The organism is Nocardia sp. NPDC057272 (assembly GCF_042668615.1).
In the GTDB taxonomy this organism is placed as follows: domain Bacteria; phylum Actinomycetota; class Actinomycetes; order Mycobacteriales; family Mycobacteriaceae; genus Nocardia.
Genome location: NZ_JBHUYK010000038.1, coordinates 12974 through 25888 on the forward strand (window position 1 = coordinate 12974; position 12915 = coordinate 25888).

At 66.3% G+C, this 12915-nt stretch carries 12 protein-coding genes; 6 read left to right on the plus strand and 6 right to left on the minus strand.

Annotation, left to right across the window (positions count from 1 at the left end; all coding sequences use genetic code 11):
- Window position 1: 1 nt before the first annotated feature.
- Both ACFULV_RS31945 and ACFULV_RS31950 read right to left on the minus strand, forming a co-directional pair.
- Window positions 2-1957 (minus strand): AMP-binding protein, encoded by a 1956-nt coding sequence (locus tag ACFULV_RS31945; protein ID WP_378663231.1) that lies wholly within the window; start codon window positions 1955-1957, stop codon window positions 2-4.
- 36 nt (window positions 1958-1993) lie between these two features.
- Window positions 1994-2455: a MaoC family dehydratase gene (locus ACFULV_RS31950; protein WP_101463091.1), complete on the minus strand. Its 462-nt coding sequence runs from the start codon at window positions 2453-2455 to the stop codon at window positions 1994-1996.
- Between the two features lie 133 nt (window positions 2456-2588).
- On the opposite strand from ACFULV_RS31950, the gene ACFULV_RS31955 reads away from it, so the two are divergent.
- Genes ACFULV_RS31955 through ACFULV_RS31975 form a run of 5 tightly spaced genes read left to right on the plus strand, consistent with a single transcriptional unit; the run spans window position 2589 to window position 6737 of the window.
- A complete protein-coding gene (locus ACFULV_RS31955) occupies window positions 2589-3752 on the plus strand; it encodes an acyl-CoA dehydrogenase family protein (protein WP_378663234.1) in 1164 nt (387 codons plus the stop codon).
- Window positions 3749-4663: an HpcH/HpaI aldolase/citrate lyase family protein gene (locus ACFULV_RS31960; protein WP_378663237.1), complete on the plus strand. Its 915-nt coding sequence runs from the start codon at window positions 3749-3751 to the stop codon at window positions 4661-4663. Before ACFULV_RS31955 ends, ACFULV_RS31960 begins: the two co-directional genes overlap by 4 nt.
- A complete protein-coding gene (fabG, locus tag ACFULV_RS31965) occupies window positions 4660-5406 on the plus strand; it encodes a 3-oxoacyl-ACP reductase FabG (RefSeq protein WP_378628110.1) in 747 nt (248 codons plus the stop codon). Before ACFULV_RS31960 ends, fabG begins: the two co-directional genes overlap by 4 nt.
- On the plus strand, window positions 5403-6272 hold the full coding sequence (locus ACFULV_RS31970; protein ID WP_378663239.1) for a MaoC family dehydratase N-terminal domain-containing protein: 870 nt from the start codon (window positions 5403-5405) through the stop codon (window positions 6270-6272). Before fabG ends, ACFULV_RS31970 begins: the two co-directional genes overlap by 4 nt.
- A 12-nt stretch (window positions 6273-6284) precedes the next feature.
- Complete coding sequence (locus ACFULV_RS31975; protein ID WP_378628107.1) at window positions 6285-6737, plus strand: MaoC family dehydratase; 453 nt, start codon at window positions 6285-6287, stop codon at window positions 6735-6737.
- A 58-nt stretch (window positions 6738-6795) separates the two neighbouring features.
- Here ACFULV_RS31975 and ACFULV_RS31980 read toward each other — a convergent pair whose 3' ends face one another.
- The 4 genes from ACFULV_RS31980 to ACFULV_RS31995 form a co-directional block, all read right to left on the minus strand.
- Window positions 6796-7689, minus strand: a complete 894-nt coding sequence (locus ACFULV_RS31980; protein ID WP_378663242.1) for an HpcH/HpaI aldolase/citrate lyase family protein — start codon at window positions 7687-7689, stop codon at window positions 6796-6798.
- 88 nt (window positions 7690-7777) lie between these two features.
- Window positions 7778-8917 (minus strand): lactonase family protein, encoded by a 1140-nt coding sequence (locus tag ACFULV_RS31985; protein WP_378663245.1) that lies wholly within the window; start codon window positions 8915-8917, stop codon window positions 7778-7780.
- Between the two features lie 268 nt (window positions 8918-9185).
- Window positions 9186-10685, minus strand: coding sequence for an aldehyde dehydrogenase (locus tag ACFULV_RS31990; protein ID WP_378663248.1), 1500 nt, complete (start codon window positions 10683-10685; stop codon window positions 9186-9188).
- 167 nt (window positions 10686-10852) lie between these two features.
- Window positions 10853-11563 carry a GntR family transcriptional regulator gene (locus ACFULV_RS31995; protein WP_378663251.1) on the minus strand — a complete coding sequence of 237 codons (711 nt, stop codon included), beginning with the start codon at window positions 11561-11563 and terminating at the stop codon, window positions 10853-10855.
- 209 nt (window positions 11564-11772) lie between these two features.
- Here ACFULV_RS31995 and ACFULV_RS32000 point away from each other — a divergent pair, with 209 nt between their 5' ends.
- The gene (locus ACFULV_RS32000) at window positions 11773-12879 is read left to right on the plus strand and encodes a PucR family transcriptional regulator (protein WP_378663254.1); all 1107 of its coding nucleotides are present in this window, start codon (window positions 11773-11775) and stop codon (window positions 12877-12879) included.
- The last annotated feature ends 36 nt before the right edge of the window (window positions 12880-12915 follow it).

Consider the following 12915-nt stretch of genomic DNA (forward strand, 5'->3'; position numbering starts at 1 on the left):
GCTACTCCTGTTCGTCGCCCGCGGACACGGGGATCGCTTCGAGTGGGGTGGTGGGGTCGAGAGCGGACATGTCGCCGATCGGTGACCCGAGGAACCGGGACCGAATGGCCCGGCGCATGATTTTTCCGTTCTTGGTCTTGGGCAGGCTTTCCACGACGACCACCGCCGGGGCGAACGAGCGCCCCGCGTTGCCGGTCGCGGTGTCCTGCAGGTCATGTGGGGTCTCCCCCGCGGCGCGCAGGACCGCGAAGGCCACCGCGCGCTGTCCGCGCAGTTCGTCGGGGACGCCGATCACGGCGACTTCGGCGATCCTGTTGTCGCGCAACAGCGCCGCTTCGATCTCGGCGGGGCCGACCCGGCGACCCGAGAGTTTGATGGTGTCGTCGGAGCGGCCGTGGATGCGCCACATGCCCTGATCATCGATGCTGGCGAGGTCGCCGTGCACCCAGATACCGTCCCACTGGTTCCAGTAGGTCTCGAGGTAGCGCTCGCGGTCCTGCCAGAAGGCGTGGGTCATGCCGGGGAAGGTGTTGCGCACCACCAGTTCCCCGATCTCACCGACGACCGGCTTGCCGTCCTCGCCGAATACCGCGGCGTCGACGCCGGGCAGTGCACCGGTGAAGGCCGCCGGGGCCGCAGGCAGGAAGGGATAGCCGATCAGGATGCCGCCGCCGACCTCGGTGCCGCCGCTGTAGTTGACGATCGGTCGCTTGCCACCGCCGACCTCGGAGAACAGCCACCACCAGGTGGGTTCATCCCAGGCTTCGCCGGTGGAAACGAAGGTCCGCAGGCTCGGCATCTCGTGGGTGACAGCATCTCCCGCCGCTTTCAGCGCTCGAGCCGCGGTGGGCGCGATACCGGCCACGGTGACGCCGTTGCGTTCGATGATCTCCCACATCCGGCTCGCGGTCGGATGGGTGGGCAGCCCTTCGATCATCACGATCGTCGCGCCCAGTTGCAGCGGGCCGGTCATCAGCATCGGACCGACGAGCCAGCCGAGATCGGTGATCCAGGAGACGACATCGCCGTCGTGCACATCGAAGCCGTAGCCGAAATCGACCGCGGTCTTCACCGCGAAGCCTCCGTGCGAGTGCACGATGCCCTTCGGGCGACCGGTGGTGCCCGAGGTGTAGACGATGGTCAGCGGGTCGTTGGACTCGGTGTCGGCGGTCGCCACCAGGGCCGGGTCGGCGTCGAGTTCGTCGTAATACACATCGCGGCCGGCGTGCATCGGCACGTCGGTGCCCAGATGCCGGATGACCACGACCTTGCGGACCGAGGGCGCCGCCTCCAGCGCCGCGTCCGCGGTGGCCTTCAGCTCGACGCGCTTGCCACGCCGGGTCGTACCGTCCGCGGTCACCAGCAGCACCGCCTCGGAATCCTGCAGGCGGGTCGCGAGTGCGTCCGGTGCGTACCCGCTGAAGGTCGGCACCGAGACGGCCCCGATCATGGCGATCGCGAGGAACGCCACGGCCGCTTCGGGCACCACCGGCATGAACAGCACCACCCGGTCGCCACGCCGCACACCCAGCTGGGTGAGGTTGGCGGCGAAGCGGCGCACCTCGACGTCGAGTTCGGCGAAGGTCAGCGTGCGACGCTCACCCTCGTCACCCTCGTAAACGATCGCGGTGCGGTCGGCATTGCTTCCTTGTGCGTGCCGATGCGCGGCCAGCTGCGCGATGTTCACACCACCGCCGGTGAACCACCGGGGGAAGGGTTTTCCGGCCGATTCGTCGACGGCGCGGTCGAACGGGACCGAGAAGTCCACGCCCAGGTCGGTTGCCGCCGCCTGCCAGAACCATTCGGGTTCGGCGATCGCCCGGCGATTGAGCTCGGTAACTGCCGTGGCATCGTCGCCGAAGCCCCAGCCGCGCATCGCCGTCAGCAGACGGCTGCGCTCACGGATCTGCTCGTCGGGAACCCAGGCCGGCTGCTCGACAGGCTGAACGTCCACCATGACGTGTCCTCCTCGTTGGTGATTCGTCGGACCGGATCAGGCCTGCTCGGCCGGTCGCTTCATCATCAGACCGACGCGCAGGGCGTCACAGACCACTTCGTCACGCTGGTTGATGCCGAGGTGGCGAAACATCACGATGCCGGAGTCGTTGCGGCTCTTGGATTCCCGCTTGCTCTCGATCTTGGTCTGCACGTGGATCGTGTCGCCGTGGAAGACGGGCTTGGGGAACTTGATCTGCTCGAAGCCCAGGTTGCCCAGGGTGGTGCCCTGGGTGGTCTCCGGCACGGTGATGCCCGACACCAGGCCGAGGATGAACAGGCTGTTCACCAGTCGCTGACCGTAGATGGAGTTCTTGCTGTACTCGGCGTCGAGATGCAGCGGCGCCAGGTTCAGGGTCATCACGCTGAAGAACGTGTTGTCCGCCTCGGTGACCGTGCGGCGGGTGGGATGGTCGATGACCATTCCCGGCTCGAACTCCTCGAAATACAGGCCAGCCATGTCGCGTCCTCTCAGAATATATTATGTACTAGATGGTGCCGGACGGATGGTACCCCACCGTGCGGACTCATCATATATTGTATCATCATATATTATATCTAGTATCAACTGCGCTCAAACAAAGGAGCCGAGAGTGTCCGAACTCAGTGCCGAGGACTTCGATCCGATCCTGGCCCACGTCCGTACTTTCATCCGCACGAAGGTGGTCCCGCGCGAGCAGGAGATCCTCGACACCAACGCGATTCCGGACGACATCCGCCAGGCCGCAGCCGAGATGGGGCTGTTCGGGTACGCGATTCCGCAGCAGTGGGGCGGCCTCGGCGTCGATCTCACCCAGGATGTCGAGCTCGCCATGGAATTCGGCTACACCAGTCTGTCGCTGCGGTCGCTGTTCGGCACCAACAACGGCATCGCGGGCCAGGTGCTGGTGAACTACGGCACCGATGAGCAGAAGAAGCAGTGGCTCGAGCGGATCGCCTCGGGCGAGGTGCTGGCCTCCTTCGCGCTCACCGAACCCGGTGCGGGCTCCAACCCCGCGGGGCTGCGCACCCGTGCACGGCGTGACGGTGACGACTGGGTGATCGACGGTCAGAAGCGCTTCATCACCAACGCTCCCCTGGCCGATCTGTTCGTCACGTTCGCCCGCACCGCGGAGCCCGGCCCGGACGGTCCCGGTATCGCCGTATTCCTGGTGCCCGCCGATACACCGGGAGTCATCGTCGGACCCAAGGACGCGAAGATGGGTCAGGAGGGTGCGTGGACCGCCGATGTCACCTTCACCGATGTCCGCGTTCCCGCAGACGCCCTGGTAGGTGGCTCGGAGAACGTAGGTTATAAGGCCGCGATGGCCTCTCTGTCGCGTGGCCGCGTCCACATCGCCGCGCTCGCTGTCGGCACCGCCCAGCGCGCGCTCGACGAGTCGGTTGCCTACGCCGCCACCGTCACCCAGGGCGGCACGGCCATCGGTGATTTCCAGTTGGTCCAGGCGATGATCGCCGATATGCAGACCGGCGTGATGGCGGGCCGCGCGTTGGTGCGCGACGCCGCCGCCAAGTACGTCTCCGGCGAGGACCGGCGGATCTCACCGTCGGTGGCCAAGCTCTTCTGCACCGAGATGGTCGGCCGGGTCGCAGACAACGCGGTGCAGATCCACGGCGGCAGCGGCTACATGCGTGAAGTCACCGTGGAGCACATCTACCGCGATGTCCGCCTGTTGCGCCTGTACGAGGGCACCAGCGAGATCCAGCGCCTGATCATCGGTGGCGGGCTCGTGCGCGAAGCGAAGAAGCGCGCGTGAGTACCGGTATCGCCACCGATCTGGCGACGCGAGTGCGCTCCGCCGCGACGCTGTTGTTCGTCCCGGCCGATCGTCCCGAACGTTTCGCCAAGGCCGCGGCGGCGAACCCCGGCCTGGTCGTGCTCGATCTCGAGGACGCCGTCGCCCCCGATGCCAAAGAGGCCGCGCGCGAGAACGCCGTGGCCTGGATCGACGCGGGCAACGAGTGCGCCGTGCGCATCAACGCGGCCGGAACCGTCTGGCATGACGACGATCTCGCAGCACTGGCACCGCTGCGCTGCGCCGTGATGCTGCCGAAAGCCGAAGTCGGGGTTCTCGACGGTGTCGTCGCGGCGCTCGCCGAGGGGCAGTCGAGTCGACGAAGCGGTCCCTACCGTCCCAAAGCCGCCATCGGCCGGACCGAACCCTTGCTGATCGCCTTGATCGAAACCGCTGCGGGGGTGCTGCATTCAGCAGCCGTCGCCGCCACACCGGGAGTGGATCGACTCGCGGTCGGCACCTTCGACCTCGCCGCCGAACTCGGTGTGGACCCCACCGACCGCGACGCGCTGGCCGGGACTCGGCACGCTCTCGTGCTCGCTTCGGCCGCAGCGGGCCTGCCCGGCCCGATCGACGGCGTTACCGCCGTCGTCGATGACGCCGACCTGGTCGACGACGACGCCCGTTACGGCAGGCGGCTCGGTTTCACCGGCAAACTCTGCATCCACCCACGCCAACTCGACCCCGTGGCCACAGCCTTCCGGCCCAGCGCGGACGAACAGGCGTGGGCCCGAAAAATCTTCGCGGCGATCACCGACACTTCGGGTGTCGCCGTTGTCGACGGTGCCATGGTCGACAAGCCCGTCCTCGACCGTGCCCGACGCATCCTGGCGCAGCTCGACGCCACCACCGACAGTGAGGAAGCATCATGACCGGACCACTTCTGGCCGACAAGACCGCCGTCATCACCGGCGCCGCCCAGGGCATCGGCTACGCGATCGCCGAACGGTTCATCGCCGAGGGTGCCCGCGTCATCATCGGTGACATCGACGGTGCGGCCGCCGAAGCCGCCGCCGACAAGCTCGGCGGCGCGGCTGTCGCTCGTGGTGTGCGCTGTGACGTCACCGTCGCCGACGATGTCCAGACCCTGCTCGACGCCGCCGCCGAATCCTTCTCCCCCGTCGACGTCATGATCAACAACGCGGGCATCACCCGCGACGCGACCATGCGCAAAATGACCGAGGACCAGTTCGACCAGGTCATCGCCGTGCATCTCAAGGGCACCTGGAACGGCACCCGCCTGGCCGGTGCGGTGATGCGCGAGCGCGGCAACGGCGCCATCATCAACATGTCCTCGCTCTCGGGCAAGATCGGCCTGCCCGGCCAGACCAACTACTCCGCGGCCAAGGCCGGCATCGTCGGCCTGTCCAAAGCAGCGGCGAAAGAGCTCGCGCACCTGGGTGTTCGGGTCAACGCCATCCAGCCCGGCCTCATCCGTACCGCCATGACCGAAGCCATGCCGCAGAAGGTATGGGACCAGAAGATGGCCGAGATTCCCCTCGGCCGCGCCGGTGAGATCGACGAGATCGCCACGGTGGCACTGTTTCTCGCCTCCGACATGTCCTCGTACATGACGGGCACCGTGCTCGAGGTGACCGGCGGGCGGTTCATGTGACCGCCTCCGACTGGCAGCCGCATCTGGAAACCTCCACCGAGCTCCTCGATCCCGCTCCGGTGGCCGCGTTGGCGGCCCTGCTCGACGACGGTCTGCCCACCCCGGGCCCCGGTGATCCGCTGCCACCGCTGTGGCACTGGGTGGCCCTGCCCCGGTGGGCTGCCTCCGGTGTCCTCGGTGTCGACGGACACCCGCGACGCGGGTCGTTCCTGCCGCCGGTCGACCTGCCGCGTCGGATGTTCGCCGGTGGTGAGATCCGTTTCCACGCACCACTTCTCGTCGGATCGACCGTGCGCCGCGAGGCCGAGGTCATCTCGGTGTCGGAGAAGAAGGGGCGCTCGGGCGCACTGGTGGTGGTCGACGTCCAGATCCGATTGTTCGACGACACTGACGAACTCGCCGTCGAGGAGACGCAGAACCTGATCTATCGGGAGGCCGCGCCCGCCCCCGAGCGGCCCGCGGTGTTCCCGCAGGCCGAGAACACCGTTCCGGGCCCCCCGTTGCACCGAGCCTCGGACAACGCCTGGGAGCTGCGCACCGATCCGTCACTGCTCGCGCGGTTCTCCGCGGCCACCGCCAACGCGCACCGCATCCACTACGACTGGCCCTATGCCACCGGTGTGGAGGGTTACCCCGGGCTGGTCGTGCACGGCCCGTTGCAAGCCATCGCGTTGGCGGAGGTCCACCGGTTGATGGGCGGGTCGCCCGCACGCGAGCTACGGCACCGGGGCAGGGCGCCGCTGTTCTGCGGTCAGCCTGCCCGGCTGCTCGCCACCGAGGTACCCGACGGTGTCGCACTCGAATTGTTCGGCCCCGCTGGCGAATCCGCCGGACCGAATGCCACCGTCGATCTCACCACCGATTAGCCAGGAGACATCGTGACCCGCGTTTTCACCACCCTCGACGAGGTCCGCGCCGCGGTGGGCGAGCCGATCGGCCCGAGTGAACCGTTTCTCGTCGACCAGACGCGGATCTCCGCGTTCGCCGTGGTCACCGACGACGAGCAGTGGATCCACGTCGACCCGGAGCGTGCTGCCACGGGACCCTACGGCGGCACCATCGCCCATGGATATCTCACGCTCTCGCTGATCTCCCATTTCCGGCCGGAGCTCCTGGATTTCACCTTCGGCTCGGCCCGGGTCAACTACGGCGTCAACAAGGTTCGCTTTCCGGCGCCGCTGCGCGCCGGATCGGAACTGCGGGCGACCGTCACGATCACCGATGTCACCGAGACTCCGGCTGGAGCTTCGGTGACGGCGAAGTATGTGCTCGACGGCGGTGAGGCCAAGCCGGCCTGCGTCGCAGAGACGGTTCTGCTGATCGTGGGCTGATCAGCTCAGAACATGAAGAAGGGGGTGGCCGCGGCCACCCCCTTCCTTTTTGTGCTGGTTACGCGTTGGCCGACACCGCGTCAGACAGGGCGATGATGCCCTCGGCGGTCTTGACGTGGGCGAGATCGACGTGCTGGCCCTCGAAGTCGACCGCGGCGCTGCCTGCGGCTTCGGCTTCCCGGAACGCCACGATCATGCGCCGGCAGTAGTCGACGGTCTCGGGCGACGGCGAGAACACCTCGTTGGCGATGGCCACGTGCGACGGGTGGATCGCCACCAGACCGCGGTAGCCGAGCTGGCGGTTGTCCAGGCAGAAACGACGCGCACCCTCGAGATCCTTGATGTCCTGCCACACGCCGGTCACCGGGTGGTGCAGCCCGTTCGCCTTGGCCGCCAGGATGATCCGGCTGCGCAGGTACAGCGTTTCGAGCCCGCCGGGAGTGAACTCGAAGCCGAGTTCCCGGCCGACGTCGGCATTGGGACCGGTGGCACCGAGCAGCGAGGCCACCCGGGGGCTCGCGCCCGCGATGTCCTCGCAGTGCGCCATCGACACCGCGGTCTCGAAGGACACGATCAACTGCACGGTGCCCACCTCGAGACCCTCGCGCTGTTCGATGTGGCTCAGGACCGCGTCCAGGCGCACGATCTCCTCGGCGGTGAACACCTTGGCCAGGAACAGTCCGGCCAGCCCCGGACGCACGATGGCCTCCAGGTCGCCGCCGAGCAGTCCACTGATCTCCGGGTTGGCCCGGACCCACAGGTCGGGGCGCACGCCCTCGGCGGTGAGGCGGTCGATGGTGGCGGCGACGATGCCGCGTGCCTCGATCTTGTCGGCGGCGGGCACCGAGTCTTCGAGGTCGAGGATCAGCGCGTCAGCACCGGATGCGACGCCCTTGTCGGCCCAGGCGCCCTTGTGACCGGGGACGAAGAGCATCGAGCGGTACGGTTTCATCGTGTGCCTCCCTTGGCAGCTGAAATATGAGTCCTTCCTGAATATAATATATGTAATATCCCGCCGCGCGAGGGGCTCGGACCGATCGTCACTGGGTCGCCACCCACGCATTCGGCCCGTCGGCGAAGAGCAGGCCGGTATCGACCGAAGGGGCATCGGTCAACGTGAGCCGCCCGTCGGGCGCCATCGCATAGGTATGCACTCGTGAAGTGCCTTGAACGGTGAGAGTGTCGATGAGGAAGACATGTTGCGATACCGAGTCGACCAGAACACGGCCCGGCAGCGTGCCCGCCGGCGCCTTGTAGGGCGTACCGGGCAGCGTGGTCAGCGCGCCGTTCTCGGCGATCTCGAATCCGGCGATGCCGCCCGCCATCGCCTCGGCCATGTACATGCGTTTGCTGTCGGAAGTGAACATCGCGCCGTGCGGCAGCGGCATCAAGCCGGTACGGAAGGGGGATCCGGGTACCGGTGTCAGTTTCCCGTCGGCGCCGATCGAATAGCCCGATACATTGCCCTCTGCCTCATTGCTGGTGTAAAGAAAGCGTCCGTCCGGAGTGACGCCGGGAATAGTCGACATCAATCCAGCGGGTACCGAATCCACCTGCGTCAGCGCGCCGTTCGGCCCCACGGCATAGCTCAGCACGGTGGCGTCGAGCCAGCCCACCATGAAGAGATACTTTCCGTCGGGCGAGATGGCGGGCATGCTCAGTCCGCTGATCCCAGGGATCGGCACCGGAGTTGCCCCGGTCGGGGTGAGTCCGCCCGTGCTGGTGATCCGGTAGGCACGGATCTCGTTCGTCACCGTGCCGGTGGTCACAAACACTGTCTTGCCATCGGGTGCCGCCAGGATTCCCACACCGGGGCCGCCGAGGTCGAAGTGCGCGTCGGCGATGGGAGTGAGCCTGCCGTCGGCACCGAGATCGAATCCGTTCACTGTGCCCGACACGACGTTCGCCGAATAGACCTTCCGGCCATCTGGAGTAATCGTCACCGACAGCGCACCGGTTCCCGAGGCGAACGGCGATCCCGCCACCTTCGATAACCCGCCTGCGCTGTCGAGACCCAGCACGCTGATATTCGACGAACCGGCCCCGGTGATCACCACAAACCTCGCTCCCGGATCCGCCAGTGCGACCGAGGAATCCAGCCAGCTACCCGATGCGAGAGCGAGCGCGAGGGTGAGACCGGCCGCGGCCCGTCGGGGACGAGAGTTCTTGGTCCAGAACATTTCGTGAAACCTCCAGCTGGTCGGCGAGCACCGCTGCTCCCGACCGATCAGAATTCGCGCGATATGCGCTCACATAAGGAAAACGGCGCCAACCTGCGCGCCGTCCTTCCTCTGCGAGACTAAGCAGGAATCCAGCAACAAGATGTCCAATAATGTGGACATACAAAATATTTCGGTCAGCAGTAATTCTGGATTTCAACGAACAGCAGAAGAGCCCTGTCGACAGAAGTCGACAGGGCCCTTCTCCGGAAATTTGTCGGTGCGAAAACTAGTTGCCGAATCCCGAGGCGTCGGTCGGCTGGTTCTCGAGCACCAGCGTCTTGGTCTCCAGGAACGGCAGCAGACCCTCGGTGCCGCCCTCGCGGCCGACGCCCGACAGCTTGAAGCCGCCGAAAGCGATCGAGAAGTCGGTGCGCGGACCGTTGTGCCCCACTGTGCCGGTGCGCAGTTTGCGCGCGACGCGGTAGGCGCGGTCGGTGTCGTTGGTGAAGACCGCGGCGTTGAGCCCGTAGGGGTTGTCGTTGGCCAGCGCGATGGCGTCGTCCTCGTCCTTCGCCGCGATGACGGCGAGCACAGGTCCGAAGATTTCCTCGGTCGCGATCACCGATTTGTTGTCGACGTTCGCGAAAACGGTCGGCTCCACGAAGAAGCCGCGTTCCAGCCCGGCCGGTCGGCCGCCGCCGGTGACCAGACGCGCGCCGGCGGCTTTGCCTGCGGCGATGTAGCTTTCGACGCGTTCACGTTGGCGAGCGGAGGCGAGCGGTCCCATGTTGACGGTCTCGTCGAACGGGTCACCTACACGCAGCGCGCTCATCGCGGTACCGAGCGCGTCGGCCAGTTCGTCGTGGCGCTTCTCGGACACGATCACGCGGGTCAGGCTGTGACAGACCTGCCCGGCCAGGTAGCTGATGCCACCCGCGAGCACCTTCGCCGCCGTGCCGATGTCGTAGTCGTCGAGCACCAGGGCCGGCGACTTACCGCCGAGCTCGAGGGTGCAACGCGCCATCCGGTCGGCACAGATCGCGCCGATCGCACGCCCCGCCGCCGTCGAACCGGTGAAGGTCACCTTGTCGACTCCGGGGTGACGGACCAGCGATTCCGATACCTGCCGGTCGGCGGTCACCACATTGAGCACACCCGGGGGCAGTCCGACCTGGTCACAGATCTCGGCGAACAGGTAGGCCGAGGTCGGCGCCTCCTGCGGCGGCTTCAGCACCACGGTGCACCCGGCCAGCAGAGCGGGCGCGCACTTGTAGGCCATCAACCCGGCCGGACCGTTCCACGGCACGATCGCCGCCACGACACCGACCGGCTCGCGCACGAGCAGACCGGCACCACCGGCCGCGGGTGTGCGCGACTCCCGGAAGGCGAAGGTCTCGGCCAGATCCGCATAGGCGTTGAACGCGCCGGACAGGAACAGCGGAAGCCTGGTCTTCGCCAGCGCATACGCGATACCCGATTCGACCGACCACAACTGGGCGAAGTCGTCGCCCCGTCTGGTCAGCTCGGCGGCGATCGCTCGCAGGTACCCGGCTCGCTCGGCGGGCGACATCAGCGGCCACGGCCCGGTGTCGAATGCCGTGCGTGCCGCCCGCACCGCGGCATCCACATCGTCGACGGTTGCCGCGCCGACGGCGGTCACGACCTCTTCGGTGCTGCAGTTCACGACCTCGAAGGTCTCCGACGATGACACCGGAACCCAGCTGCCATCGATGTAAGACGCCTCGGGATGGGCAGGCAGCACCCCGGTCATAACCGACTTCGTCATTGAAAGTCCTCTCGCCACTGTGACGCACGCAACGTACCATTTATATATACTATATTTCATATCGGCACGCCAGCACGGTGATCAGCCCAGGAGCCTGGGCGAGGGACTCTATCGAGCGATTCGGTGGCTTCGCAGACGCACCGATCACGTCGTTCGACGGGATCGGTTCAGGCCGTGGACTTCTGGAGCTCGGCCCACAGCCCCTGCTTCTCCAGCATGCCGATCAGTTCGTCGGCACTGGACATGATGTGTTCGCGCATCAGGGCATTGGCGGCCTTGGGGCGGCGCTTCTGCAGCGCTTCGAGGATCAGCGGGTGGTCGCGCAGCGTGTCCTCGCCATGGCCTTCGATATTGATGTAAAAGCGATTCGGCAGCTGCTTGACGACCGTGGCCAGCAACATTGCCAACCGGCGCGAGTCCGCTGCCAAGTTGATCGAGCGATGGAATTCGTGACCGTAGGTGACGAGCTCGTCATCGGATCCACTCGCGGCCGCCCTGGCATGCGCCTCCACGACACCCGCCAGATGATCGAGTTCGCGCGGGGAGATCGACTTGGCAGCCCTTCCCGCCAACTCCCCCGCCATCGTGGCCTGCGCCCAGAACAAGTCGCGCACATCCTGTTTACTGAATGCCGACACCATGAACCCGCGGCGCGGCACGAGCTCGACGAAACCCTCGCCACTGAGCAGCAGCAGCCCTTCCCGCACCGGGGTGTTGCTGACGCCGACAGCCTCGGCGACCGGTTCGATCCGCAAAAAGTCGCCCGGCCGCACCTGACCGGTGATGATCAGCTCGCGAACGTAGGTCGCGACGTCCTCCGACAGCTGGTGACGTTGCTTGTTCGGACTGCGCGGCAAACCCTGCAGCGTGGTTTCCATGTCGGTCCTTTCGGTCGCTTATTTATGCATTATGCCTCATACATGTCATCAGCCCCCTCTGTAACACCCACTTTCTGTGCAGTTGACCAGGTCAGGTCGTGTCCAAATTGCTGGACACCGCACCGCAACATCGAGACATAGGCTCGCCTGAGTTGCCCAGTACTGGGCGCACTCGACTCGCCGCAGCCGCCCAGTCGAGGAACCGCAGGATGGGAGTTCACGAGGTGAACCACACGATCACCCGGATGGTCGACTCCGCGATGAGCGCACACAGCGCGTCCGATGAGGTGCGCGAGCAGCTACTCACACTCGCCTCCAGATCATTCGCGTCGGCCACCGATCTCGACAGCGACGCCGCCGCACAACTGGAGCGTGCTGTGGCCGGCTGTGTTCGTTTGGGCGTCAGCCTCGACACCACACTGTCGATCGTCATCGGGGCCATGGAACTGGTCATATCCATCGAGACACCACCGACGGCGGATTCAGTCCTGCGTGCGGTACGTGCGGCGACCGAAATCGTCGCACGGGTGTACAAGCAGGCCCGATCGAACGAACGGGTCGACGAGGGCCGTGCCGTCGCCGCCGCACTGTTGCGGGGCGACTCGGCGAAAATACTCGGCCACTGCAGCCACATCGGCGTCGCCGATTCTTACACCATCCTCGCGATGCGCCTTCCGCCGCTGCGCGGCCGGCATCACGAGGGACCGCCCACCGCCGCTGAACCGGTCGCCGCTCGAATGTACTTCGAGGTGCGTCGCCGTTTCGGCCCGAACGCTCTGACCTTGCTCGCGGACAACGGCGCAACCATCCTGATTCCCGATACCGCGCCCAACGACTATGCCGCACTCGCCGCCTTCAACGATTGCCTCGTCACTGCCGACGGCACCGTTCCGACAGCGCTGACGATGCACGCACTCACCACCGACTTGCCGGCGGTGGCCGAACAGGTCCACGCTGCACTGGATCTGGCCACCAGGCTGGGCATGACAGGTCGGCTGCACCGGTTCAGCGATATCGCGGTCGAATATCAGCTGACCCGTCCCGGGCCCGGCCGCGATGCACTGTCCACGGTGCTCGATCCGCTCGAGGAACACCCCGATCTTCTCGCGACCCTGCGTTGCTACATCGACAGCGGCCTCGACCGCCGTCGTACCGCCCGTCGGCTGCACCTGCACCCCAACAGTGTCGACTACCGGCTCAAACGAATTCTGCGACTCACCGGCTACGACTCCACAGACCCGACCGGTCTGTGGAACCTGCGCTCAGCCCTGGTCATTCGCGACCATCACACCGAATACACCGCGTTAGGAGCATGATCGTGGCATCGGTGTCTGAAGGCACCGATGCCACGA

What these genes read in the sequence shown, in the direction of transcription:
- ACFULV_RS31980 (WP_378663242.1), bottom strand. Translation starts at nt 7,689, where the DNA reads ATGAAACCGTACCGCTCGATGCTCTTCGTCCCCGGTCACAAGGGCGCC.
- ACFULV_RS31990 (WP_378663248.1), bottom strand. Translation starts at nt 10,685, where the DNA reads ATGACGAAGTCGGTTATGACCGGGGTGCTGCCTGCCCATCCCGAGGCG.
- ACFULV_RS32000 (WP_378663254.1), top strand. Translation starts at nt 11,773, where the DNA reads ATGGGAGTTCACGAGGTGAACCACACGATCACCCGGATGGTCGACTCC.
- fabG (WP_378628110.1), top strand. Translation starts at nt 4,660, where the DNA reads ATGACCGGACCACTTCTGGCCGACAAGACCGCCGTCATCACCGGCGCC.
- ACFULV_RS31950 (WP_101463091.1), bottom strand. Translation starts at nt 2,455, where the DNA reads ATGGCTGGCCTGTATTTCGAGGAGTTCGAGCCGGGAATGGTCATCGAC.
- ACFULV_RS31985 (WP_378663245.1), bottom strand. Translation starts at nt 8,917, where the DNA reads ATGTTCTGGACCAAGAACTCTCGTCCCCGACGGGCCGCGGCCGGTCTC.
- ACFULV_RS31995 (WP_378663251.1), bottom strand. Translation starts at nt 11,563, where the DNA reads ATGGAAACCACGCTGCAGGGTTTGCCGCGCAGTCCGAACAAGCAACGT.
- ACFULV_RS31945 (WP_378663231.1), bottom strand. Translation starts at nt 1,957, where the DNA reads ATGGTGGACGTTCAGCCTGTCGAGCAGCCGGCCTGGGTTCCCGACGAG.